23 protein-coding genes are annotated in these 25,050 nt (G+C 46.5%); 4 read left to right on the forward strand and 19 right to left on the reverse strand.

Annotated features, from left to right (window positions below):
* Positions 1–27 precede the first annotated feature (27 nt).
* Positions 28–546 carry a stage III sporulation protein SpoIIIAB gene (gene spoIIIAB / locus MHB85_RS20565; RefSeq protein WP_036614389.1) on the reverse strand — a complete coding sequence of 173 codons (519 nt, stop codon included), beginning with the start codon at positions 544–546 and terminating at the stop codon, positions 28–30.
* Positions 539–1,543, reverse strand: coding sequence for a stage III sporulation protein AA (gene spoIIIAA / locus MHB85_RS20570; protein ID WP_036674989.1), 1,005 nt, complete (start codon positions 1,541–1,543; stop codon positions 539–541). Before spoIIIAA ends, spoIIIAB begins: the two co-directional genes overlap by 8 nt.
* Positions 1,544–1,806: 263 nt before the next feature.
* On the opposite strand from spoIIIAA, the gene MHB85_RS20575 reads away from it, so the two are divergent.
* A complete protein-coding gene (locus MHB85_RS20575) occupies positions 1,807–2,556 on the forward strand; it encodes a 2-phosphosulfolactate phosphatase (RefSeq protein ID WP_091018142.1) in 750 nt (249 codons plus the stop codon).
* 82 nt (positions 2,557–2,638) lie between these two features.
* Here the strand turns inward: MHB85_RS20575 and MHB85_RS20580 are convergent, their stop codons facing one another.
* The 5 genes from MHB85_RS20580 to MHB85_RS20600 form a co-directional block, all read right to left on the reverse strand.
* Entirely contained in the window at positions 2,639–3,892 is a 1,254-nt protein-coding gene (locus tag MHB85_RS20580) for an aspartate kinase (protein WP_047843625.1), read from the reverse strand.
* Positions 3,893–4,082: 190 nt separating this feature from the next.
* The gene (efp, locus tag MHB85_RS20585) at positions 4,083–4,640 is read right to left on the reverse strand and encodes an elongation factor P (protein WP_017687580.1); all 558 of its coding nucleotides are present in this window, start codon (positions 4,638–4,640) and stop codon (positions 4,083–4,085) included.
* A 289-nt stretch (positions 4,641–4,929) separates the two neighbouring features.
* Positions 4,930–6,003, reverse strand: coding sequence for a M24 family metallopeptidase (locus tag MHB85_RS20590; protein WP_105599539.1), 1,074 nt, complete (start codon positions 6,001–6,003; stop codon positions 4,930–4,932).
* Positions 6,004–6,042: 39 nt separating this feature from the next.
* Positions 6,043–6,486, reverse strand: a complete 444-nt coding sequence (gene aroQ / locus MHB85_RS20595) for a type II 3-dehydroquinate dehydratase (protein ID WP_036614400.1) — start codon at positions 6,484–6,486, stop codon at positions 6,043–6,045.
* A 76-nt stretch (positions 6,487–6,562) separates the two neighbouring features.
* Positions 6,563–7,141, reverse strand: a complete 579-nt coding sequence (locus tag MHB85_RS20600; RefSeq protein ID WP_091018144.1) for a YqhR family membrane protein — start codon at positions 7,139–7,141, stop codon at positions 6,563–6,565.
* A 213-nt stretch (positions 7,142–7,354) separates the two neighbouring features.
* Here MHB85_RS20600 and MHB85_RS20605 point away from each other — a divergent pair, with 213 nt between their 5' ends.
* Entirely contained in the window at positions 7,355–8,347 is a 993-nt protein-coding gene (locus tag MHB85_RS20605) for a DUF1385 domain-containing protein (RefSeq protein WP_047843628.1), read from the forward strand.
* 5 nt (positions 8,348–8,352) lie between these two features.
* Complete coding sequence (locus tag MHB85_RS20610) at positions 8,353–8,685, forward strand: hypothetical protein (RefSeq protein ID WP_091018145.1); 333 nt, start codon at positions 8,353–8,355, stop codon at positions 8,683–8,685.
* Between the two features lie 61 nt (positions 8,686–8,746).
* Here the strand turns inward: MHB85_RS20610 and MHB85_RS20615 are convergent, their stop codons facing one another.
* The 3 genes from MHB85_RS20615 to mntR all read right to left on the reverse strand — a co-directional run bounded on the left by MHB85_RS20615 (position 8,747) and on the right by mntR (position 12,086).
* The gene (locus tag MHB85_RS20615) at positions 8,747–9,748 is read right to left on the reverse strand and encodes a patatin-like phospholipase family protein (RefSeq protein WP_105599541.1); all 1,002 of its coding nucleotides are present in this window, start codon (positions 9,746–9,748) and stop codon (positions 8,747–8,749) included.
* Positions 9,749–9,837: 89 nt separating this feature from the next.
* On the reverse strand, positions 9,838–11,448 hold the full coding sequence (locus MHB85_RS20620; protein ID WP_091018149.1) for a family 10 glycosylhydrolase: 1,611 nt from the start codon (positions 11,446–11,448) through the stop codon (positions 9,838–9,840).
* 209 nt (positions 11,449–11,657) lie between these two features.
* Positions 11,658–12,086: a transcriptional regulator MntR gene (gene mntR / locus MHB85_RS20625; RefSeq protein WP_036614415.1), complete on the reverse strand. Its 429-nt coding sequence runs from the start codon at positions 12,084–12,086 to the stop codon at positions 11,658–11,660.
* Between the two features lie 192 nt (positions 12,087–12,278).
* Between mntR and splB the strand changes: the two genes are divergently transcribed.
* Complete coding sequence (splB, locus tag MHB85_RS20630) at positions 12,279–13,349, forward strand: spore photoproduct lyase (RefSeq protein WP_047843632.1); 1,071 nt, start codon at positions 12,279–12,281, stop codon at positions 13,347–13,349.
* A 151-nt stretch (positions 13,350–13,500) separates the two neighbouring features.
* Here the strand turns inward: splB and MHB85_RS20635 are convergent, their stop codons facing one another.
* From MHB85_RS20635 to nagZ, 9 genes are all read right to left on the reverse strand, one after another.
* Complete coding sequence (locus MHB85_RS20635) at positions 13,501–14,214, reverse strand: cytochrome c biogenesis CcdA family protein (protein WP_036614418.1); 714 nt, start codon at positions 14,212–14,214, stop codon at positions 13,501–13,503.
* Positions 14,215–14,262: 48 nt separating this feature from the next.
* Positions 14,263–15,066, reverse strand: coding sequence for a metal ABC transporter permease (locus tag MHB85_RS20640; RefSeq protein WP_017687569.1), 804 nt, complete (start codon positions 15,064–15,066; stop codon positions 14,263–14,265).
* Between the two features lie 56 nt (positions 15,067–15,122).
* Positions 15,123–15,869, reverse strand: coding sequence for a metal ABC transporter ATP-binding protein (locus tag MHB85_RS20645; RefSeq protein ID WP_341073625.1), 747 nt, complete (start codon positions 15,867–15,869; stop codon positions 15,123–15,125).
* 111 nt (positions 15,870–15,980) lie between these two features.
* The gene (locus MHB85_RS20650; protein WP_105599545.1) at positions 15,981–17,039 is read right to left on the reverse strand and encodes a metal ABC transporter substrate-binding protein; all 1,059 of its coding nucleotides are present in this window, start codon (positions 17,037–17,039) and stop codon (positions 15,981–15,983) included.
* A gap of 254 nt (positions 17,040–17,293) precedes the next feature.
* Positions 17,294–19,354 carry a methionine--tRNA ligase gene (metG, locus tag MHB85_RS20655; protein WP_105599547.1) on the reverse strand — a complete coding sequence of 687 codons (2,061 nt, stop codon included), beginning with the start codon at positions 19,352–19,354 and terminating at the stop codon, positions 17,294–17,296.
* 465 nt (positions 19,355–19,819) lie between these two features.
* Positions 19,820–20,071 (reverse strand): membrane protein insertion efficiency factor YidD, encoded by a 252-nt coding sequence (yidD, locus tag MHB85_RS20660; RefSeq protein WP_091018158.1) that lies wholly within the window; start codon positions 20,069–20,071, stop codon positions 19,820–19,822.
* A 2-nt stretch (positions 20,072–20,073) separates the two neighbouring features.
* Positions 20,074–20,538, reverse strand: a complete 465-nt coding sequence (locus MHB85_RS20665; RefSeq protein ID WP_074095707.1) for a Fur family transcriptional regulator — start codon at positions 20,536–20,538, stop codon at positions 20,074–20,076.
* A gap of 338 nt (positions 20,539–20,876) precedes the next feature.
* Positions 20,877–23,129, reverse strand: coding sequence for a stalk domain-containing protein (locus tag MHB85_RS20670; protein ID WP_105599548.1), 2,253 nt, complete (start codon positions 23,127–23,129; stop codon positions 20,877–20,879).
* Between the two features lie 274 nt (positions 23,130–23,403).
* Positions 23,404–25,041, reverse strand: a complete 1,638-nt coding sequence (gene nagZ, locus MHB85_RS20675) for a beta-N-acetylhexosaminidase (protein WP_105599550.1) — start codon at positions 25,039–25,041, stop codon at positions 23,404–23,406.
* Between the last annotated feature and the right edge of the window lie 9 nt (positions 25,042–25,050).

Here is a 25,050-nt window from a genome sequence, read left to right on the forward strand (position 1 = left end):
CCTTGGCACCTCACTATCCCGGCTATTTCAGAAGATCAGAATGACGATTAACGCTCCGACAAGCATCCCGAGGCTTCGGCTCATTCGTTCATATTTCATTTGATCGGCCTGAGCGCGAGATTCCTCATGCATTAGTTGTTGAATGGCTAACGATATATGTTTGGTCTGATCCTGACGGTCACTTGTGCCAAGGCTGAAGCTTAGTTGCAACATCACTTCCTTCTCGTCAGCCTTCATGGCCGATCTTCCCCACGCCAGATCCACGCCTGACTGCAGACTTTCCCGGGCAGTGAGTCCATGAGGAGGTTCCATCTGTGTAGCTGCATGAAGAAACAGCGTCTTTACAGGTTCTTTGGTCTGTGCTCCCATCTTGCCCATGGCATCGGGAAGTGGAGTGAGCCCATAGTTAATCTCCGTCATTAGTCGCTGGAGGGCTGCAATCAGTTCTCGCAACTGTCTCGGTCTTAATGCATACTGTCTGGCCTTGTAAAAACCGGCGAGGGTGCTGGCTAACAGAATAATTACCGCACCAAACATGTTAACCAAAGGCTTCACCTCCTGCCCCGGTCTGCTGCAACCCACGCATTTTGCCATCAGCCAGCCGAAAGGTCATGCCCCGGCTCGTCCGTTGCAGCTGGACATAACGTTGAAACATCTGCTCCGTAATTAAGGTTCTGAGGGCGGGTCTGGCCGACAGCTCCGATAGGTCACGGCCATGAGCAGTCGCAATCACTGAGACTCCTGCATGCAGGGCTTCCATCACCGCTTCGGCATCCTCCGGACGACCGATCTCGTCCACAATCAGGACATCGGGCGACATGGAGCGAAGCATCATCATCATGCCCTCAGCCTTCGGACAACCGTCCATCACATCTGTTCGGGGACCTACGTCGAAGCCAGGTACTCCTTTGTAGCTACCAGCGATTTCGGACCTTTCATCCACAATGCCCACTTTCAGACGCGGACGTATTCCCTGAACCAGTTCAGTTCCCCCTGTAAGCTTTGTACCACTGCTAATTTGTCTCGCCAGATCTCGCAGCAACGTCGTTTTCCCTTGTTGTGGTGGTGATAGGATCAACGTGTGCAGGACCTGTCCGCTCTTCATATCGAGAAGATAAGGAAGGATACGATCAGCTACTCCATGTACCTCACGGGCTACCCGAACGTTAAACCCGTTGATGTCACGCAGGTATTCGACACGCCCACCGCTCAGTACCGTTCGGCCAGCAAGCCCGATTCGATGTCCTCCAGGTATGGTGATGAACCCTTTGCGCAGTTCCTCTTCCAATGTATAAAGTGAATGGTTACTGATCAGATCCAGCAACCTGTGCGTCACTTCTTTCTGAGGAACATACGCTTCTTCAGGATTCCCGGTTGGACAACCTTGAGGTGTCAGGAAGTGGTATGTGTTGCCTGCATTAATCTCCAGGGGTCTGCCTTCACGAATACGTACTTCCTCCACTTGTTCCAATAGAGCGGGTGGCATTCTTCCAAGAATGGTTCGGATCGGTTCCGGAAAAAGTTCCCTCCAGTTCACCTTCATGAGTAGGCTCCTCCAACCTTGAGATCATTTGGTTCACACTTCTGGCGCTTGTTCATATCTCAAGTTTATGCCTGTACATTTATTTTATGACGCTGAAATCTATCAATTCTTCAGAATACGGTTGAGAGTTGAAACCATAGATGCACCTTCTGTTCTAGGCACCCGTCTAGATGTTCATGCATATAGTAATTGCAGATAGGTAAGTTCCATTCCGGTTCAAAACAGAACTACCGATCCCCAGATACAGAAAGGAGTTGTGGGGAGTGCGAGTTGATGTCGTTGGCAATGTGAATGAAGTACGTACTATTGATATTGCAGGGCGAAGTGCAGTTGTCATTGATGTATTGTGTACGACCAGTACAATTGTTACGGCTCTGGCGTATGACGCTTTGGCTGTGATTGCCGTAGAGACCGTTCCACAAGCCAAACAAATGGAAGTGAAAGATTGCATTCGAGGCGGGGAGCGTTTTGACAAAAAAATCACCGGATTCGAGGTGGGTAATTCCCCCTATGAATATATGACTAAGGACATTGCTAATAAAACGATCATCCTGACCACAACCGATGGAACCCGAGCCTTGATTAAAGCTTCCAGGGCGAAACATGTACTAGCTGGATCATTACTCAATGTCAGGGCTGTCGCAGCAGTTCTCTGCCAACTTCAACGAGATGTATTGCTGTTATGTGCGGGGAATCAGGATGAATTTGCACTGGAGGACGCCTTGTGTGCTGGATGTATCATCGACGAACTGCACCGTCAATCCTGCTCTCCCATCCAACTAAACGATCTCGGCATAGTACTTCATCAGGCGGTATCCCAATGTCAGGAGAGCATCCCGGAGCTGGTGCAGGGATCTGTTAGCGGGCGTAGGCTTGAAAAGTTAGGCAGGGTCCATGACATTTCATATTGTTCTCAATTAAACTTGCTGGATTGTGTTCCCGAGATGGGGGAGGGGAACCTCATGCAACCATATAGAGGCATACGCGGGGAAAAGATGTTCAAGTTGATGTGAGAATGGCCATGAGAAAAAAAAAGGTGTACTGCTGCCCGTTGGCAACAGTACACCTTTGCTAATTTACATACACAGAAGATACTTATCTGCGATCTTGAGGTCCACCGATAACGGCTTGCTCGGCAGTGTCGAGATCATATGCTGTATGCAATGCCTTAATGACGTCATGCAGCTTATCTCCGTCAATAACACAAGATACTTTGATCTCGGAAGTGCTCACCATCTTGATACTCACGCCTTCAGCGGAAATAACTTTGAACATCTTCGCAGCTACACCCGGGTGACTGACCATACCTGCGCCAACAATGGAGATTTTAACGAGGTTCTCCTCAGATGTGACTTCACGGTAAGGCAAGCGGCTGTGAAGGCCTTCAATGACACGTAATGCGTTCTCACGGTCAGACAGCGCCACAGAGAACGAGAAGTCCGCTTTGCCATCCATCACTCCGCTCTGAACGATAATGTCCACATCCAGCTGATTGGATGCAAGCGCACCAAATACTTCGGCCAGAACTCCTGGTACATCCGGCACACCCAGAATACTGATGCGAGCCACGTTTTTGTCATAGGCAATACCACTAACCACTACGCCTTGTTCCATTGCTGCTTCCTCCTTCACAACCGTTCCTTCATTATGGTTAAAGCTGGATCTTACAATTAAAGGTACACCGGAATGCTTCGCGTACTCTACTGCACGCGGATGCAGCACCGCTGCTCCCAAATTAGCAAGTTCCAGCATTTCGTCATAGGATATTTCCTTCAGCTTGCGCGCAACCTTAACGATCCGCGGGTCCGTAGAATAGATTCCGTCTACATCCGTATAGATCTCACACGCATCAGCCTTAATTGCTGCCGCCAGCGCTACAGCTGTGGTATCCGAACCACCACGACCCAGCGTTGTGATCTCGCCGTCTTCCGTCATGCCCTGGAAGCCTGCAACAATAACAATGTTTCCCTCGGCAAGTGCTGCATTCACACGGTCAGGTTGAATGTCATGAATACGTGCTTTTCCGTGAACCGGCTCTGTGCGGAATCCCGCTTGCCAGCCCGTAAACGATACTGCCTTACGTCCAAGCGCTTGAATAGCCATCGATAACAAAGAGATCGAAATCTGTTCTCCTGTCGTTAAGAGCATATCCATCTCACGAGCAGGCAGATCACTATTCAGTTGTTTTGCCTGATCAATCAAATCATCTGTTGTATCCCCCATGGCCGAAACCACGACTACGCACCGATGTCCTTCATCAGCTTTTTCTACAACACGTCCGGCTACACGCTTCATGCGTTCTGTATCTCCGACCGAGCTGCCCCCAAATTTCATGACGTACAATGACAACGCAAATCCACTCCCTACCTTGTGCAGTATGCATAATTAATGTCCATCGTCATTATTCTCTACGAGAAATGACTTTAACCCAGTATATTACGAAAGCGCCTGATAGGCTAATCTTTTTTCGAAAAAACCCTCTGCCAAAGGAATGGCAAAGGGTTGTTAATAACCTTTTTTAGCTTACAAGCTGTGAAAGTTACGCACGGGAAGAGTATTTACCTTCACGTGTGTCAATCAGGAGAACGTCACCTTCGTTAATGAACAAAGGAACCTGTACGTTCAAGCCTGTTTCCACTTTTGCATTTTTGGTAGCGCCTTGTGCAGTGTTACCTTTAACACTTGGCTCAGTCTCGATAACTTTCAACTCAACGCTTGTTGGCAAGTCGATTCCCAGGATTTCACCTTGGTAGCTAACAATCTTAACGACCATGTTTTCTTTCAGGAAGTTCAATTCCCATTCCAGTTGATCACTAGTTAATGTGAACTGATCATATGTTTCGTTATCCATGAATGTGTGCTCTGTACCGCTTGCATATAGGTAGGATACGCCACGGTTTTCGATGATGGCACGACCAATCGTTTCGCCTGCACGGAATGTTTTTTCAACGGTGTTACCGTTACGCAGGTTTTTCAATTTGGAACGTACGAAGGCAGCGCCTTTACCTGGTTTAACGTGTTGGAAATCAAGCACGGTATAGATATCGTTATCTACTTGCACGGTCAAGCCTGTTTTAAAATCGTTTACTGAAATCACAAAAAATCCCTCCTGATATGGTTAAAAAGTAGGTGATATAAGACGATGGATTAATGTTATATGTAAAATGAGCCCAAGAATGGCCACCTCGTTCACTTCGATTGCAGTACCATCCTCGGATCGCTGTTATCCCCAGATTTTTTGATCCCATTATCAATGGGAAAATTCGGTGATAAAGGCGAACGCTTCGCTTCTTCAGATTGGTTCTGCACTCTCCGTTATGGTGAAATTTCTTATTTCCAATTTAAATAACACATTAAAAATCGTCTTATATCCCTGTGGCTGTAATTTAGCCGATTACGGTGAACTTCTTGTCCGACTTCGTTAGAATATGAATACCCGTCTCGGTAATCACTACATCATCCTCGATTCGCACGCCGCCAAGCCCGTCAATATATATACCCGGTTCAACGGTAACAACCATACCCGGTTTCAATACATCGTCGCTAAGCTTGGACAAGCGTGGAGCTTCGTGAACTTCCATACCCAGGCCGTGGCCTGTGCTGTGTCCGAATTGATCTCCATATCCGTGACCTGCAATGATATCACGAGCCAATGCATCTGCTTCCCGTCCGGTCATGCCCGGTTTCAGGTTCTCCAGCGTATGTAACTGAGCTTCCAGTACAATGTCATAAATTTTGCGCAGCTCAGGTACAGGTGTACCTGTTGCAATGGTACGTGTCAGATCTGAACAGTATCCGTCCAAAAGTGCACCAAAGTCAAATGTAATTAACTCATTCTGTCCGATGACCTTGCTGCTCGCTACACCGTGAGGCATAGCAGAACGTTCACCCGATGCTACAATGGTGTCAAACGAAGAGGACGTTGCTCCATGTTTACGCATGAAAAACTCCATCTCCAGATCCACTTCACGCTCCGTCATACCTGGTTTTGCAAACTGCAAAACGTGGCTGAACGTGGCATCCGCCAGATCTGCTGCTCTCTGCATAACCGCGATCTCATCTTCATCCTTGAACATACGAAGTTGCTCCACGATCCCGGATACAGCTTCCAGTTCGATAGATTGAAGTGCTTCAGCATAAGCGGAATGCGTGCCAAATGTGACGCTATCCTGCTCGAAGCCCACTTCTTTGATATTCGCGGATGTCAGCAATTCGCGCACCGTATCCATCGGCTTAGCTCCATGCTCCACAACGGTAAATCCTTTGGCTTGCTGAGGCGCTTGTGACATATAGCGGAAATCAGTCAGCAGATATGCATCCTGTTCCGTAATCAGCACATATCCCGCCGAGCCTGTAAAGCCCGTCATATAACGACGGTTAATCGGGTTTGTAATCAGCATTGCAGTGAGTTCATGCTCACGCATGGCTTCACGCAACTTATTTACTCGTTTGTTTTCCATCGGTAACCCTTCTTTCTCTCACATTCCCGGGTTCCCGGCTCAGGTTTGTTTGTCCAGATGACGCACAAGAGCCAGCAATCCCAGTTCATAGCTTACTTCGCCAAATCCGGCAATCTGCCCGATTGTTTCCGCTGCAATCACTGAATGATGTCTGAACGCTTCGCGTGCATGAATGTTGGATAGATGTACTTCAACCGTAGGGACTTTTACAGCATTGATTGCATCACGTATAGCATAGCTATAATGGGTAAATGCTCCGGCATTCAGTATTATTCCGTCTGCCTCACCCATCGCTGCATGAATGCGGTCAATGATGTCCCCTTCATGGTTCGATTGATAAAAAGCGATGGAGACGCCAATTTCGTCAGCCTGTCTGCGAATTTTGTCCTCAATATCCTTCAGACTAAGCGTTCCATAGATGCCCGGTTCGCGTACACCAAGCATGTTCAGGTTCGGACCATTGATCACAATAATTCGTTTCATCGCTGCTCCACCCTCTCTGCAAATAACCATCTGCTATTTTAACACAGCCATTGCCGGATTGAGAAGCTTTTTTGCGCTATGCCCCCGCTTGCTCCGGCTCGCGTTTGCGTTCGTCCGTGTACTCCATGGCTACCGTGTAACCAATGAACAGCCCCCACAGCAAAAAGAAACAGAGTTCCGTGATGATTGAATCCCACGTTAAACCATTCAAAGGTTTCATCATCCCCAGTTTGGGTCCTACCAGGATAAAGAGAATCAGCCACCAGACGATTCCATACACCATGCCGGGTAACGGCCCTTTCAGTTTTCTAATCGTGAACGTGTATAACAAGGATGCCAAGATGGAAAAGACGATAAAAAACAGCCAACCTGTCAAATGTCCTGCTGCGGTATATATATATTCATGTTTGAAAAAAGGCTCGGCCAGAAATCCGACAGGTACAATCGTAAAATGCAACAGATAGAATAGCCAATGCAGCCCACCCCAGATAAAACCGGCAAAAAAGCCAAGCTCTAACGCAAAGGAAAATGGCTTGGTGTAGTAGTGTGCTTGACCTTGCCTCTGGGTAGGGCGCCTGCCCTTGTACTTTGGCTGCCGCTCATTGGGTCGTTGACCTTCATCTTGTGATGTATCTTCATGCTTACGTTCTGTCATCGATATTCTCCTTCATTCAGTTGATAATCCCGCATTATGCCTCAAATTTCCGCTCCGATTCTACGAGGTAGTATGTTCAAAACAGGACAATCTTAACAACATCCTTCAAGGTTTGACTCACAAACTAGAAATTGGTCTTAAAATTCGATACAATAGGGTTATTAAACTGCCTTTGATCGCGAAGGCCTAGAACAGAATAGGAAGGTGAATAATTTGCCTCAACAATCCAAGCCTGTCAGCTATGGGGGGCAAGCTGTCATTGAAGGCGTAATGTTCGGTGGGAAACATGTCAACGTTACAGCTGTTCGTAGAAAAGACGGCGAAATTACGTATCTGGAAGTTCCCAAGCAAGACAAGTCCTGGGTCATGAAATTGCGGCGGATTCCTTTATTACGCGGAATTGTCAGCATTATAGATTCAAGTGTCAAAGGTAGCAGACATCTCAATTATTCTGCTGACGCCTATGCTGATGATGAACTGGAACCTGAAGAGAAAGCCAAGCAAAAAGAGAAAGAAGGTTCGGGCTGGAGCCTAAGCATGATCATTGGTGTGACCGCCGTCGCCATCCTTTCATTCCTTTTTGGTAAAGTTGTGCTCACATTGCTTCCTGTTGTTATCGAGAATTTTCTATTCAAAAATGCATTCGACAATCAGTTTCTGCATAATTTACTGGAAGGCGGCATTAAGCTGATCCTGTTACTCGCTTATCTGTGGTTAATCTCACAGACACCGATGATTAAACGTCTCTTCCAGTATCATGGGGCGGAACACAAAGTAATCAGCGCACATGAAGCTGGTGAAGAACTGACACCGGAGAACGTGCAAAAGTACAGCCGACTGCACTACCGCTGCGGAAGCAGCTTCATTATGTTGACTGTCATTATCGGAGTGTTTCTATACTCCCTCTTCACGTACGATAACCTCTGGGAACGGATGGGTCAGCGTCTGTTGTTATTGCCAGTTGTGCTAGGCATTTCTTTTGAACTGTTAAAGCTCACGAATTCGGTACGTGATATTCCTGTACTGCGTTATCTTGGATACCCGGGATTGTGGCTGCAATTGCTGACAACAAAAGAACCGACCAACGAACAGGTAGAAGTATCCATTGCTTCGTTTAACCGTATGCGTGAGTTGGATGCCAAGCTTGCCAATGTCTCTGCTACGTCAGAAGTACCTGTTGCAACACTCGATCCTGTGAAAGGGTGAATGATATGAACAAGCAGGCAATCTTATTTTGGACGTTCATCGCACTAGCTGCTGTTGGAGTCTTGACTTGGCTGGGGAACGCTAGTCCATCCAGGATCATTATTCCTCTGGTCGTGTTCGGAGCTGTATTCCTGCTGTACAAATATCCGCCTCGTCGCTGGGCAAGCAAAGCCAAAACACCGAAGATTAAACCATCGGCACGAACCATGGCGAAAGTTAATGCACAGTCCAGTGCCAGAAAGAGCAGCGGCTCTTCAAAGAAACGCAAGGATTATCCTTTCCAAGTGATTCAGGGACAAAAAGGGAAAAGCGATGAAGATATACCGAAATTTCACTAATATCGACTGAACATACAAAAAAGCAGTTCTCCCAACATGCGGAGAATTGCTTTTTTCACGTTTATACAGGAATCAGAGGTGGAGCTTCTGCTTGTTTCTTGCGCAATTCTTTTCTTTGTTTGTCCAGCTGTTCATCATACATTTTCATATTCCATCCGTTGAAAAATTCGTTCCCTGCTGTTGCGCCTGATCGATATAAGGCTGTGCTGTCCTGTAACGATAAATGAAATTGCGTCGGTTTAATGCCTAGCGTTGGTATCTTCACTGTCCGAAACCGGTTAATCTGTTCGATATAGCGTTCATCATGTGCTGTGAGCATCGTCTCTACAAGGGCCTGAAGCATGCTTAGCGGTCCTTTAATCCGGGCAGGTTCTACTTCCGTCTTCCCTACCATTTTGAATCCGACAACCGGAATAACGTCTCCTCCTCGTTCCGAGCGATCACCATCGAAGAGCCACAACGGGAAATTGCTAAGCAATCCACCATCCACGACATAAACGAACTGATCTTGAAAAGGAAGACCTTTGGAAAATATCGGCGACTTGCGTATGACTACCGGATCGAAAAAATATGGGATACTGCAACTCATACGTACCGCCTTTGCAACATCCAGCTTCGCAGGGTCAATGCCGAACCGCCGAATATCGTCTGGCAACACCAGAATGGTCCCATTGGATATATCGGATGCGGTAATAAGCAACTTGCCTAGTGGCAAGTCAGCGAATGTGCGAATCCCTTTTTGCTCCAGCATCTTGCGAATCCATGATTCCAATGCCTCCCCCGAATACAAACCTTTCTTCAAGAACAGCCTCGCTGCGGGGCCAATCCATCGGGTATTAAATATGGGGGAACGACGCAGCAATGAAACAAAGGGTGTATTCTCGATAATGACTTTCATCTCTTCGGCCCGGTAACCCGCCGCTAGCAGAGCAGCTACAATGGAGCCGGATGATGTGCCAGCCACCCGATTGAACTGAATGCCACAATCTTGAGCACCCTGCACAGCACCCGCAAGCGAGATTCCTTTGACGCCTCCACCTTCAAACACCGCGTTAATTAACACAACAAAACCCCCGTTCTCCAGGCAGCCACGTTTCTACTGCCACTCTATGAGAACAAGGGTTTGTCTTATAACTGTATCGTTAAAATGTTCTAGAGACCATAGTACGCTTTTAATTTGGCAATTACGCCGAGAGGATTCTTCGTCAGGTGCTGTGAACTAAAGAAAATATCCCCTTTGACCGAACCATACTTTTTGTTGTAGTTCAGCTGATCGATGATCTCCTGTGAAGTCTGCCAGCCAATTTCCGGCGTACCTAACTTATAAGGAGAGTGACCGATATACAATTTTACATTTGTATTAGCCACTTCATTCGCCCACCAGTCCACAACTTTGTCGTATCGGGCTACACTCAGTGTCATACTCCAATATACCTGCGGAGCGACATAGTCGATCCACTCCTGGTTAATCCATGTCCGCACATCTGCATTCATGCTGTCATACGCGGTTACTCCCGCTTTGGTATCAGAGCCAGTCAGATCAACGGATTTATTACGCCATACACCAAATGGACTAATTCCATATTCAACGTTACCTTTCACCCTGTGAATGCTCTGTCCGAGCTGCTTGACGAACTGATTAATATTGTCCCGACGCCATTCAGCACGGTCTTTGGTATTCAATGTGTTATAGGTTTTGAAGGCTGCATCATCATTAAAAGTCACATTGGATGGATAGAAATAATCATCCAGATGTACACCATCAATATCATACTGATTGACCACTTCCATGATCGTATCGATAATATGCTGTCTGGCTTCCGGGATACCCGGGTTAATGTACATTTTGCCGGATGCATTCACAATCCAGTCGGGATGAAGCTTCGAGATGTGGTTTGCAGCCAAGTTTGATGTACTTGCTGAGTTCGTTGCTCTAAACGGATTAAACCAGGCGTGGAACTCCAAACCTCGTTTATGTGCTTCCTCGACCATAAACGCGAGGGGATCATAACCTGGATCTTTACCTTGTGTTCCTGTCAATACGCTGTTCCAAGGTACCAAACCTGAAGGATAGATGGCATCCCCATTGGCTCTCACTTGGACAAATACAGCATTAATGCCCATACCTTGCAACGTATCTAGCTGTTTCGTATACTCCTGTTTTTGCTTCTCTACATTTCCCTTGGCACCGGATGAAGGCCAGTCTCCATTCACAGTGGAAATCCAGGCTCCCCGCATCTCTTCAGAAGCTGGTACAGTACCCGTGCCTCCAGGCTCCGCTGGGGTTACCGGGGTTGGTTCAGGAGTTGGGACTGATTCGTCTCCTGTGTACAGATCAATGGTCTGGGCTGCTTGATTCCAGTTCACTCGAATGCCCAGGTTCTCACTGACAAATCGAATGGGTACCATGACCCGACCTTGTTTCAATTCGACCGATGCATCCAGACCAACTACAGCGTTATCCACGGTTGCCTGCTGGCGCCCGCTCGTCATAGAGATGACCGAATCAGATTTCTGAATGGTCACGGTACGAGTAGCTTGAGACCATAGAACAGACGCACCCAGTCCTTCGCTAATAACACGCAGAGGTACCATCGTTACATTTACTTTGGGCAGGATGTAGGGTGATACATCCGATTCCAAACGGTTGCCGTCTAGAAAAATAGCGATTTCCTTCTGCCCGGCCGCTTGTGCCGTCATGCCTGCTGTCTGTAATCCAAGTACAAAAATGAGCAGCAGCATCAATCCTTTACGAACGTTCATTAGTGCAGTCCTCCAAAATCATTATAAATTTGCGGTAAATTCTACTAGTTTAATAGACGCTCCTACCGTTCGTTTAGTTGCGATAATCACCAAATTATGGTGTGATTGCACACAAAAAAATGCTTCCTGCCATTGAAACGGCAAGAAGCATCCTTTGATCACAGGATACAATTCATTATATATCACCATGTGTATTCCACTGCTGAAACTTAAGACTCCGTATTACTCATGACATCCTGAAGGTTTTTGAGGTCACGCAACCGGCTCTCATCCTGACGGAAGTATTCAACCAAGGACTCAATGCATGTAATGGAGTCCCAGCTCAGATGATGTTCAATGCCTTCAACATCATTGTAGATATTTTGTTCCTGAACACCAATCGTTGTCAAAAATTGTTCAAGCAGATGATGGCGCTCCATCAAACGTTTGCCCATCTTTTTACCTTTTGGCGTAAGCACCAGTCCGCGGTACTTTTCGTAGATCAGGTACTCGTCTTTGTCCAGCTTTTGGATCATCTTCGTCACCGATGAAGGATGTACTTCCAGTCCTTCAGCTATATCAGACACACGAGCATAGCCCTTTTCATCAATTAATTTGTATATACGCTCCAAATAATCTTCCATACTGGGCGTTGGCATCTGCTTCCCTCTTTTCTCTCTGACCGGCCCCTATTCGTGCCTGGTCCCTATCTTATAATGATACATGTTATCAATACGCATTGGCAAGTCCTGCACAGTTCAGAGCGCGCTGTTACACAAGTAATTGGCAGGCGTGACTTCTCCCCAAACGAGGCAAACTAAGCAAAGTTCCGCAACGAAAGGAGTGATTTCGTGAGTACAAGTGTAGCCTCTCCGCCAGTTCGTAAAGCAAAAGGTACTAAACCCTTTATTCCCGATTTGGTGTATTTTGAACCCGGTGCGCTGGAATATGATAAAGGTAAACGGATTATGGAATGGGTCACATCCAAAAACATCCCTTATCAAATGACCACATCCCATAACCGAATCACAAACCTGCCCGGTGAAACCGAACAAGAAAAGTATCGGATGGCGAAGCGTACTCTGGTCGTTGGTGTGCGCAAAACACTCAAGTTTGACCAGTCGAAACCTTCAGCGGAATATGCCATTCCCATCTCTACCGGCTGTATGGGGCACTGCCATTATTGTTATCTTCAAACGACACTTGGTGCGAAACCTTATGTCCGTGTCTATGTTAATACCGAGGAGATCATTCAGGCAGCCAAAGGATACATCGAAGAACGCGCGCCTGAAATCACACGATTTGAAGCCGCCTGTACATCTGATCCCGTAGGACTCGAACATATCACGGAAAATTTAAGTGACTTGATCCGTTTTATGGCGGAAGAAGAATATGGGCGTTTGCGATTCGTAACCAAATATCATCACGTTGATCCATTGCTGAACATTAAGCATAACGGCCATACTCGTATCCGGTTTAGTGTCAATTCGGATTATGTTATCAAAAACTTTGAACCGGCTACCTCCAGATTTGAGGAACGCATTGAAGCTGCTGGCAAAATTGCACACGCCGGTTATCCCCTGGGATTCATTATCGCTCCTATTATGTGGTATGAAGGCTGGGAAGAAGGATACTCGGATCTGTTGCAGAAGCTGGCAGATACGCTTCCAGAGGAAGCAACCAAGGATCTTACCTTTGAGATGATCCAGCACCGTTTTACCAAAACGGCCAAAGCAACCATTGAGAAACGTTATCCTAAAACCAAGCTGGAGATGGATATCGAGAAACGTAAAATGAAATGGGGCCGCTGGGGCCAGTACAAGTATGTGTATAAAGATGACCAGCAAGATGCGCTGCGCGAATTCATTACGGAACGGATCTTTGAACATTTCCCACTAGCCAGTATTGATTACTTCACCTAAACGAAAAACGCGACTGCCCGTAATGATATGCTCGTATAGGCAGGCATTTATAACAAACGATTAAAAAGCAGGTTACATGACCCAGAGTGACTCTGGTTAACATGTAGCCTGCTTTGTCATGCATTTTTAAATTCAAATTCAGTTCATCCGTTTAAATAATCATCCAGTCTGGTGTAATCTGCTGCAACCAGATCGTAATCTTGGTCATCTGATCTGTAAAAAGCAATACCCCAAGGAACAACATTAATGCTCCCCCGACTTTCATCATGACATTGGAATACCGTAAAATCCAGCGTGTCGATCCAATGAAAAAGGCCAAAATGAAGAATGGGATGGCAAACCCTGCCGTATAACCTGTAATCAACGCCAACCAGGTTGTGGGCTCACTTGCAGCCATTGCAATGATCGCTGTTAGAATAGGGCCAATACAAGGCGACCAACCTGCTGAGAAACCGATACCAAATATAAAAGAGCCCAGATAGCCTGCTGGTTTCCATTTCATATCCAGCTTGCGTTCCTTCATCAGAAACTGCGGCTTGAACACACCAAGCAAAAATAACCCCATAAGCATAATCAAAATCGCAGACAATTGCCGAATCAGTTCTCGGTTATCATTGAAAAATTGGCCAAACAGTCCAGCACCAAGGCCAAGCGAATAAAATACAGCCGAGAAGCCTAAAATAAACGCCAGCGTATGCGTCATGGTCTTAAAGCGGACTTCGCGCTGATTGCGGTCATCCTTCAATTGTTGCACCGTCATCCCTGTAATGTAGGAGAGGTATGATGGATACAGCGGAAGACAACATGGTGATATAAATGAGACCAAACCTGCTACAAAAGCCATCCATACATTAACATCAGGCATGAAGCGGTGTCTCCCTTCCCCGGGCTCACGTGCTTGCTCGTTCAGTCGTCAGGCTCGGAACCCTTTTTTTCCAATCATCGTCAGAATCAGCATCATGATCAGCAGTAATACAATCGTTGCTCCAGGTGCGAGGTTCCAGATACCTGCTACAACCAGTCCAAGGACTACGGCAATTTCGCCGATCACCACGGACAAAATAATAGCAGATTTAAAACTTCGAGCCATCAACAGGCTGACCGCTACCGGAATGGTCAATAGCGCTGACACCAGAAGCGCACCAACAATCTTGATCGCCGTGCTTATGACAAGTGCTGTCATCACAGTGATTAACATGTTCAGAATTCTCACAGGCAACCCTGTAACCGCTGCCGCATCTTCCTCAAAGCTGAGCAGGAAAAATTCCTTATGTAACAATGCCACTACAATCACCACGATCAGCGTAACCACACCTACAAGCTTCAGATCCGTAGCGTCTAATGTATATATACTGCCGAACAAATAACTCATGACATCTGCATTATATCCTTTGCCCAGCGTAAAGAACAAGGAAGCAAGAGCCACGCCACCGGACATGATAATGGCGATCGATAATTCGGCGTAACTCTTGTACGCTTTGCGCAACTTCTCTATCGCAAATGAAGCAAGTACGGCAAATATCAAGCCCACCGCAATGGGATACACTTCGATCAGGAATCCAAGTGCAACCCCGGCAATGGTCACATGAGACAAGGTGTCCCCGATCATGGATAACCGCCGCAAGACCAGGAACAGTCCGATTAACGGAGCGGTAATGCCGATTAACAACCCACCCGCCAGCGCACGCTGAAAAAAATCACTCATTAATATTTCCAAAACAAACACGACTCCTTCGGCCTTACTTACTCTAATCTAATGGGCCATACATACGGCTAGCGTACCTGTGCAGTAGTATGTTGCAGATTGGTCTCTGCACAATCCTGTACCTCATGCGAATGACGGACATGAAAATTAATTTTGCCATTCGTTACGGCAGCTTCAGAACCCAGATAACTCTCCATCCGATCCATATCATGTGACACCATCAGAAAAGTCATCCGGTGATGTTCATGCATATGGGTAATCAGTTCAAAGAAACTGGCCTGTGATTCAGCATCAATACCTACTGTGGGTTCATCCAGAATCAACAGATCCGGGTGATTGATAAGCGCTCGTGCAAGAAATACACGCTGCTGCTGTCCGCCGGACAATTGGCCAATTCTTTTGTTCGCCAGATCTTCAATGCGCATAACCTGCATCGCATCCGTGCACTGTTGCTGACATTTGCGAGACATACGACGGAACATGTTTTTGTTATTGTACAAACCGGACATGACCACTTCACGAACGGTCGCAGGGAATAACGGGTTAAATGCATTCTTTTGAGGTACATACCCGATTCGTTCCCAGTCCTTGAACCTGCGGATCGACTGTCCGAATAGTTTGATATCTCCCTGCGCAGGAGGAAGAAGTCCTACCAGCATGCGCAGCAATGTCGTTTTACCCGCCCCATTGGAACCTATAATCCCGACAAAGTCCCGTTCCTGGGCCATAAAATCGAGATTCTCAATCACTCGCTGGTCCCCGTAGGAAAATGATAGTTTCTCGATCTCTATAATTGGATCATGACATAGTGGCATGATTTGCTGCATGGCAAAGCCGCCCTTCTTTATATATAAGAATCCCATAGCGTCCTAAGAGCCTTCACCGCGAACGGTAAAGACTCTTCGACCTGAATCCTTCATTCTATCTTATTTTAATGCGATCAGCAGATTTTGCAAATTTTTCTCCATGAGGGTGAAATAATCATCCCCGTTTGTTGCCTGCTCCTTGGTCAATCCCTCAACCGGATTAAGGACCATGGTCTCCACGCCTGCTTCACTTGCCAGTGTTTTCGCCAATTTGTCAGATACCAGCTCTTCAAAGAAAATGTATTTGATGCCTTCATCTTTAACCAGTTTCGCAAGCTTCACAATATCCTGTCCTGTCGGTTCAGCATCCGGGGAAAGTCCCATAATGGCATGCTGGGTTAATCCATAATCACGTGCAAGGTAGCCAAACGCTTGGTGCGAGACAACAATTTCGTTGTTTGGTACGTTAGCCAATTCATCTGTAAAACGTTGATCCAGCGTCTCAAGCTTCGTACGAAGCTCTTCATAACGTTGTTCGTAACCTGCTTTGTGATCAGGATCTGTTTCGACCAGACTATTTTTGATGTTTTCAGCCATGATCATGGCCGATTTCGGACTAACCCACGTATGTGGATCAATATGATGATCAGCGACATCTTCACTGGTAGCCTCATCTGTATGTTCATCCGCATGCTCGTCTTCGTGCTCTTCACCGTGACCGTGCCCATCATCACCCTCAGCGGTTAACAGCTTAACCCCTTCGCTGACGGCAACAGACTTCACCTTAGTATCACTATTCAGCGACTTCAGGAAATTCGGCACCCATCCTTCCAGTCCAGCTCCATTATAGAAAAACAGCTGTGCCTTGGACGTATTAACAATATCCTGACTCTTCGGAGTCCAGTCATGTGGCTCTACTCCCGTTGGCAGCAGGTTAATGACATTGGCATCCTCACCACCGATTGCCGTCGTAAAAGCATATACAGGATAAAATGTCGTCACAACGTTTACCTTGCCTTCCACAATCTTCGCACTATTGGAACTATCCTGCCCACACGCTGACAATACCAGCAAAGTGAGAATAAGGAAACCCGTCCACAGTAACTTCATGTTACCTCTTTTGCTCGTCTTTCCTGTCCGGTTATCCTGAACTTGATGTTGCACTTTATAAAATGTCATTATGATTCACTCCGCATCTCTTAATCGTAAACATTACTGAAAGAATTATAGGTAACCTGAACCTACTTGTCAAGCCATCTCGTCCTATTCATTCTTTCCTGAAGTACGGAGTTCATAACAGTATATGCTTGTTCTCTTCCCGTCAGATACGAATTATATCAATAAAAAAGGGACCCGAATTACATCGGGCCACCTTGAGTCATAGTTACGACAGAATTTGAATCAATTTAAAGGTATTATGAAATTGATTCTTTTTATTTTACTTGTGCGCCATTAGGCATGTTGTCTGGTACTGTAGCCAGTGTGAGCTGGTCGCCATGTGATGCTGCAAGGATCATACCCTGAGACAGTTCACCACGAAGTTTCACCGGTTTCAGGTTAGTCACACAGATGACTTTGCGTCCAACCATCTCTTCTGGCGAATAGAACTTCGCGATGCCAGAGACGACCTGGCGCTGCTCATAACCCAGATCGAGCTGCAATTTCAGCAACTTATCCGCTTTTTTGACAGGTTCGCAGGCAATGACTTGCGCTACACGCAGTTCAACTTTGGCAAAATCGTCAATCCCGATCTCTTCCGTACCTTCTGGTGCGGTTACCGGTTCAACAGCTGCTGAAGCTCCAGCACCTGCTTGACTTGCTTCAGGCTCTGCTGCTTTTTGGCCACCAGTCATTGCTTCGGAGATATAAGCAATTTCCTGTTCGGAATCCAAACGAGGGAAGATTGGATCACCTTTTTGCAATGCGTTTCCAGTTGGAACCAGACCCCATTGCTTGGCTGTATCCCAAGCCGTAAGTTCACCTTCCCGAATGCCTAGCTGTGCCCAGATTTTATGAGGAGCACGTGTCAGGAACGGTTGCAACAGAATGGAAGCAATTCGCAAGCTTTCGATCAGGTGAGCCATAACGGATGCCAATTCATCGCGTTTTGCCTCATCACGAGCCAGTGCCCATGGCTGCGTCTCATCAATATATTTGTTGGTGCGACTGACAAACTGGCTGATCGCTGTCAGTGCTACGGAAAACTGCAGGTTTTCCATCGCCTGTTCCACTTTTTCCACCGTAGCATGGCCTGCTTCTTCCAGAGAAGCATCAAATTCCGTTACATTCGAAGCAAACGCAGGGGCTTTGCCTTCAAAATATTTGTCTACCATGGCAACGGTACGGTTCAACAGATTACCCAGATCGTTTGCGAGGTCGGAGTTGACACGCTCTACAAAGCTCTCTGGTGTAAATGTACCATCCGAACCAAACGGTACTTCACGCAGCAGGTAATAACGCAGTGCATCGAGACCGTAACGGTCAATCAGAGTAACTGGATCAACAACATTGCCTTTGGATTTGGACATCTTGCCATCCTTCATCAACAACCAGCCATGTGCAAACACTTTCTTCGGCAAGGGCAGATCCAATGCCATCAACATAATTGGCCAGTAGATTGTATGGAAACGAACAATTTCTTTACCTACCAGATGTACATCCGCAGGCCAGAACTTGTTATACAGAGATGCATCGGATGAACCGTAGCCCAGAGCTGTAATATAGTTGGACAATGCATCAATCCACACGTAGACCACGTGTTTTGGATCGCCTTTAACTTTGACGCCCCATTCAAATGTAGTACGTGATACAGCCAAATCTTCAAGACCCGGCTTGATGAAGTTGTTGATCATCTCGTTCTTACGAGATTCCGGCTGAATAAAGCCCGGGTTCTCTTCATAATATTTCAACAAACGATCTGCATATTTGCTCATACGGAAGAAGTAGGATTCTTCTTTGACCAATTCAACGGGGTGTCCGCTATCCGGGCTCTTGGCTGAGATAATCTCGCCCTTCTCATTCTTCTCTACATCCACCAGTTGAGTCTCCGTGTAATACGTCTCATCCGGAATGCTGTACCAGCCTTCATACTCACCTTTGTAGATATCTCCCTGTTTCAGCAAACGGTCAAAGATATCCTGAACGACGGTTTTGTGACGCTCTTCGGTTGTACGGATAAAGTCGTCATTGGAAATGTCCAGCTTGTTCCACAGTTCTTTGATCCCCACAACGATATCATCGATAAAAGCTTGCGGAGTCTGTCCTTTCTCCTGTGCCTTGCGCTCAATCTTCTGGCCATGTTCATCGGTTCCTGTCAGATAATGAGCATCATAACCGCGTAGACGCTTGTAACGAACCATCGCATCTCCCGCCACAGTTGTATACGCATGCCCAATATGCAATTTGTCACTCGGATAATAAATCGGGGTTGTCAGATAAAATGTTTTTTGGTCAGCCATGAATGACTTCTCCTCCTTCGAATGTTCCTGCTTCATGTGATCCCTTCGTCCAAAACAACTAAAAAAGAACACAAAAAACTCCCGCCCCTATGGGACGAGAGTTGCTCTCACGTGTTACCACCCAAATTCCCCATGTTTTTCGCAAAACACAGGCTCTGTCGGTCCTTCGACCGCCCATTAACGCTGGATCACGCCTCAGCCTTACGACAGCAGCTCTGAATTCACTGTCTGCACGCTCGAAAGAGGTTCCTCCGGGACCATATTCCATCCTCCTCCCAGACCGGTTCTCAGCTCATCCGGCTCTCTGCACTGGGGGTGTGTCTGTACTTATCCCTTCACTGGAAATCATATAGAAGTTGTTCAAAAAGTAAAACCAGACTTTTTGAACTCGCATATATAGGAAAAATATACTGAAATGCGGACCCTTTTGTCAAGTGGACAGCATCCTCAAGTTCAATCCTGGCCTGTTTCCAGGCCACCCGAATACTTCAGGCTATAACGTTACTCTGATACCAGAGTAGACTTCTCCGCCTTTGGTGGCACCAGATCTACACCGCCTGGATGAAACGGGTGACATTTGGCAATACGTTTCGCTGTTAACAACGAACCTTTGAGCGCACCGTGCACTTCAATCGCCTCCATGGCGTAAGCCGAACAGCTCGGATAGAACCGACATGTTGGCGGTGTTAATGGAGAGATATAGTTGCGGTACACCCGAATGGGTGCCTGAGCAATTCTGCGCGATAACTTCATGGTCAGTGCTTCCCATGAGCGTGTTGATGTCCCGATGCCGCTTTGGCCGGAGCATGCTCAGCACAGTCCTTGCAATATCCAAACACCTCGAACTTGTGGTCTACAACCTGAAATTGCTCAGGCGCATCCGCAAGCTGCATCGGGCAAAATATAATAGGATATGTCTTCTGACACTTCAGACAGATCATATGATGGTGATGATGATCTTCACTACAGTGAGCTTTGAATTTAACGCCATCTTCGAAGATGACCTGTTCCAGTACACCCAGTTCCTGCATCACCCGTAAATTACGATATACTGTGTCAAAACTCAGTCCGCTGTAAGTCTTACCCATATATTCATAGACGTCCTTGGGTGTAAGATACCCTGGAGACTCGGCAAATAACCGGGCCAGTGTTTTCCGCTGATCGGTAATGCGAAGCCCCTGTGAGGACATGGTCGAAATAATCTGTTCTGTCGACAGCATGATCTAAAGCACCTCCTGTCATACGAGCATTTTGCATCATTCATAGAGCGACAGTTTATTCGGCAAAAGCGAAAACTTTTGCTTTCTTGTATACCTCTAATAATGCATCAAATTACGATTAGAGTCAACGAAGACACCGGGTTAGGTCATTCCAACATCACATAAAAAGGACTCCATGCACATGCATTGCCATTAGTCTAGCTTGAACTAATGACATTACATTTTGATGGAGTCCCTTCCTGACGGTTCAGATGATCAATCGTTCGGGCGACTTTTAGGGTGAACGGGTATATATGATATAAGCTTTCACTCCAAACCGTCCGTGCATGTTCATGTTATTACTTTTCAGCCGGAAGCGGCGTGAACAGCAGGTTAACAGGCAAGTTACTTCCTGGTGCCGCCGAGAAGAGAATGGTTACACTCTCGCCGTACGAACCTGTGCGATACATAACGCTTTGCTCATTAGGTGCAGTTACAGATTTACCTGTGGAAATCTGAACGACCTGTCCATTCACGAGTGCCACACCTGAATATCTGCCTCCACGAGGGTTAAATGAAATCAACGTGCGTGGAGCAACATTATTCAATGTAATTTTGTACAATACACCGAAGTTACCTGCGTTGGACGCTTCCGTGTAAGCCATAGGGTCCGTTCCCACAAGGTTTGGATCACTTGCATTGTCTCCAAGTGGAAGACGTGCAGGTTTCGACCCTACTTCTTGATCGTACGTAATGATCCGTGTTGCATTTGGATAGGTACCACGGTTGTGAACTCCATCACGATCCAGAACCGGCAGGCTCGACAACACTTCCATCGGGTCCTTGTTTTCTTCAATCATGATAATGTTGTAGTCCAATTCATAATCACTGAATACATCCGAATACAAGGAAATGACTTGTCCCTGTTTCATCGGAAGAACGCTCAGATCATTGAGAATCAGCTTGCTTTCTCCTGGCTGGATGTAGACTTTCTTTTGTCCGGTACCATTCTGCATGGATTGGAACCAACGGTCAATGGACAGCTTTCCAGCTACCGTTGCAAAAGGAGACGGTCCTGCAAAACCCATGTTTTGCTGGTCAATCGACGCCGTGTATGCATTGTTGTTTGTCGCTACAACATACATTTTTACGTTTTTGCCCGTGTTGTTCACATGGTGAATCATGAAGCGTGTCTGTCCGAAGGAAGATTCCTTGTACACAATACCTTCCGTATTCACGGTTTCCGGGCTGTTACTGCGGATCAGCAGACTTGGTTCATCATAATAAGTGAAAGGTACTTTCTCCAATGCTGGTACTCCACCACCGTCAAAAGTGAACTTCTCACCAACTGGTGTGAACAATTGATTGAAGTCAGTCACACTATAAAGTGTTTCTCCCGTAATATTGATCATCTTGGTATAGCTATCGCTAGCACCATGTTTATCAGTAACTGTAATCGTTACGGTCTTCGGTCCTGGAACAAAGAATGCAAGTGCATTGTTATCCCATTCGGTTTTAACAATTGCATTCTCATCATCTGTGCTTTGATCAATATAAGTGATTTTCTCACCCATTTTGTATTCTTCTTTATCTGTCGTAAACATTGCGACAGGTGGCAGATTCGGTCTTTCAACCTTAATCGTAACCGAATACGGATCACTCCACTGACCACTTGAATCCTGGACCGCATAGGTTACTGTGTATACACCTGGTTGGTCGAATGAATCCTGACGGCCTGTCCAACGTTCATCTACAATGCTGAGTCCCTTGGGAGAGCTGGATCTGGTTGTGTAGGTTACCTGGTCTCCGGCAAAGACCTCTTTTTGTACCGTGAAGCTTGCCACCGGTTTGGTACTCAGATTCAATACAACCGTTTTGGCAGATTGATTTACTTTATACGAAATGTCCAGAGCCTGTGTAATTGAAGTCAACGGCACCATGAACGTATTTTTTTGTTGATAAGCCGCGCCCTTCATCGTTCTGGACACACCATTAACGGTATAGATCTTGCTGTTTGTTTTGAAACGCAACTCATCTTCACCACTAATAATGATTGTTTCTTTAGTTGTGTTATCATATTTGACATCATAGCCAACCCGATCAACGAGAGCACGGATCGCTACATAGGATACACCATTTTTAACAGCCATCGGCTGTCCAGCAAGATACGTTTTGCCATCTTGCATCATTTTATTACTGTTCATATAAAGAGTGAGGTCTCCACCCCCGCCTCCAGCAACAGATGAACCGCCTGTAGATGGTTGCTCCACTTCTACTGGTGCAGGTGCTGGTGTTTCCTCAGCTGTACCTTCTTCGTCCGTAGGTTCAATTACCGGCTCAACAGGAGTCGCGTCTGTTCCTGTAGGAACATCTGTCTCAGGGTTCACTTCTTCAGTTGTTTCATTATTTGATGTTGGCGTGTTTGTTCCGGATTTCACTTCGGATTCCGCGATGGTTTGTTCTTTCTTCACAACCTCCACGGATTTAACTTTGGCTGTATTCACTGATGTAGTATCGCTCTGATCTGCTGATTGTGCATTGGCAGGAATCACTGCAAACGCCTGAAACACAGCAAAAGCGGTAAGTATGGACAATTTCTTCTTCAAATTCATTCTTTGTCTTTGGCTCCTTCTGCTCCCATTTTATAAATATCCCCCTCAAAAAGTCATATTATTAGACGCTTGGAACCGGGAAAAGTTGCTAAAAAGTTAAGAGGAGAATTGTAAACTTTTAATAGAAGGAAAATACTATGAAAATAGTTATCTATCAATTATCTTTTTAGCTTTCATATCCCAAAATTAGCCAATAGAAAATTCCAACAAAAAAATCTCTCCAGGAGATGGTCAATCAGCACCATATCGCAGAGAGATATAAGGATTGATAGGTCTAGCGCAAACGGACAGGCAGACTTCCTGTTGGCTGCAGTCCACCGGTTAACACATGGGACAGTACCCGAACAACTGCAGGTGTATTCTCATACGTACACACATAACTTCCCGGCCTCGAAATCTCCAGCAGATCATATGGATTGCGCAGAGCAATGACAATCAGCGAATGATTCTCACTCAGCTTTTCAACCAAATACTGTTGCCCTTTCGGAAGATGACCTGCAGATGTGTACGTACACACGATAACTTGCTCACTTTCCAACACTTCACCCAATATCCGATCCGCTTCATCATAGGTGGGCTGAGTAGTAATTTTGTGCTCACGAACTCTGCCTCGCAGCTGCGATAACGCCATACCCAACGATTCTGTATGGGACCATGGTTCATCCACCTCTGTCCGTTGCACAACCTCAGGCCAGATGACATATACGTCCTTCTCTGGGTTCAACGGCAGCAGCCCATCATTATGAACGATTGTAATACTGCTTGAAGCAATCTTGAACAACGTCAATTCGTTGGGCTCAGTGGGTTTAGTGGATTCAGTGCAATCAACAGGTCCAACATTGGTTGCTTCGACCGTTTCACTCGCTTTCGGCGAAACCAGATGATCATTCTGCTGGCCGCAGCGCTCTCTTTTCCATGTCATAATGCGTTCCACCGCCTGATGAATAACCTCTTCCGAAATGCGCCCCGTTCGAACTGCTTTCACAATGGCTTCCAGCGCAGCAACCTGATCTTGCAAGGTATGACTCACCAGAATCAGATCTGCTCCTGCTTCCACAGCACGAACGGCAGCTTCAGCTACCCCATATGGCTTGGATATCGCATGCATTTCAAGACAGTCTGTAATAATAATGCCTTCAAAACCCATTTCTTCACGTAATAGGCCCGTTAACACCTTATGCGACAACGTTGCCGGAATGGGCTCGGGCTCAATCGAAGGGAACATCACATGAGCTGTCATAATAGCATCAACTCCGGCCTCAATCGCCCGGCGGAACGGTAACAACTCCATCTGTTCCAGCCTGTTTCGATCATGAGGTACTGTAACCATACCAAGATGAGAATCTACGGCGGTATCTCCATGTCCCGGAAAATGTTTGGCAGTAGCAGCTATGCCCTGTGATTGATATCCGGTGATGGCTGCTACGCCATGAGCAGCCACACTTTCAGCATGTTCACCATACGAACGCACACCAATGACCGGGTTAAGCGGGTTGTTATTCACGTCGACCACTGGCGCAAGGTTCATATCAATACCGATGCTTTTTAACTCACGACCCAGAATTTGGGCACACTCCAGGGTATATTCCGCATTGCCTGTCGCACCAAGCGCCATATTACCCGGCACTTGGGTCATTCCCTCTTTGTCAATCCGTGCAACCATGCCACCTTCCTGGTCCACCGAAATCATGAGTGGTAGGGCCCCCGCTTCAGCAGCCATATCTTGCAGTTCGGCGGACAGCCGTGTCAATTGATCTACACTTTCGACATTGCGCCGGAAATAAATGACACCCCCGACGTGATAGTCACGGATTAAGCGAGTAATCTGTTCATCTGCTTGCTGACCGTGAAATCCACACATCAACAATTGGCCTACCTTTTGCTCCAATGTCAGATCATTCAAGGGTTTCATTTGACATCT

Source organism: Paenibacillus sp. FSL K6-4396, assembly GCF_038002525.1.
Taxonomy (GTDB): Bacteria; Bacillota; Bacilli; order Paenibacillales; family Paenibacillaceae; genus Paenibacillus; species Paenibacillus amylolyticus_B.

What these genes read in the sequence shown, in the direction of transcription:
- spoIIIAA (WP_036674989.1), bottom strand. Translation starts at nt 1,543, where the DNA reads ATGAAGGTGAACTGGAGGGAACTTTTTCCGGAACCGATCCGAACCATT.
- MHB85_RS20590 (WP_105599539.1), bottom strand. Translation starts at nt 6,003, where the DNA reads ATGGAAAACAAACGAGTAAATAAGTTGCGTGAAGCCATGCGTGAGCAT.
- aroQ (WP_036614400.1), bottom strand. Translation starts at nt 6,486, where the DNA reads ATGAAACGAATTATTGTGATCAATGGTCCGAACCTGAACATGCTTGGT.
- MHB85_RS20600 (WP_091018144.1), bottom strand. Translation starts at nt 7,141, where the DNA reads ATGACAGAACGTAAGCATGAAGATACATCACAAGATGAAGGTCAACGA.
- MHB85_RS20610 (WP_091018145.1), top strand. Translation starts at nt 8,353, where the DNA reads ATGAACAAGCAGGCAATCTTATTTTGGACGTTCATCGCACTAGCTGCT.
- MHB85_RS20620 (WP_091018149.1), bottom strand. Translation starts at nt 11,448, where the DNA reads ATGAACGTTCGTAAAGGATTGATGCTGCTGCTCATTTTTGTACTTGGA.
- mntR (WP_036614415.1), bottom strand. Translation starts at nt 12,086, where the DNA reads ATGCCAACGCCCAGTATGGAAGATTATTTGGAGCGTATATACAAATTA.
- MHB85_RS20635 (WP_036614418.1), bottom strand. Translation starts at nt 14,214, where the DNA reads ATGCCTGATGTTAATGTATGGATGGCTTTTGTAGCAGGTTTGGTCTCA.
- MHB85_RS20645 (WP_341073625.1), bottom strand. Translation starts at nt 15,869, where the DNA reads ATGCCACTATGTCATGATCCAATTATAGAGATCGAGAAACTATCATTT.
- MHB85_RS20650 (WP_105599545.1), bottom strand. Translation starts at nt 17,039, where the DNA reads ATGACATTTTATAAAGTGCAACATCAAGTTCAGGATAACCGGACAGGA.
- metG (WP_105599547.1), bottom strand. Translation starts at nt 19,354, where the DNA reads ATGAAGCAGGAACATTCGAAGGAGGAGAAGTCATTCATGGCTGACCAA.
- yidD (WP_091018158.1), bottom strand. Translation starts at nt 20,071, where the DNA reads ATGAAGTTATCGCGCAGAATTGCTCAGGCACCCATTCGGGTGTACCGC.
- MHB85_RS20665 (WP_074095707.1), bottom strand. Translation starts at nt 20,538, where the DNA reads ATGCTGTCGACAGAACAGATTATTTCGACCATGTCCTCACAGGGGCTT.
- MHB85_RS20670 (WP_105599548.1), bottom strand. Translation starts at nt 23,129, where the DNA reads ATGAATTTGAAGAAGAAATTGTCCATACTTACCGCTTTTGCTGTGTTT.
- nagZ (WP_105599550.1), bottom strand. Translation starts at nt 25,041, where the DNA reads ATGAAACCCTTGAATGATCTGACATTGGAGCAAAAGGTAGGCCAATTG.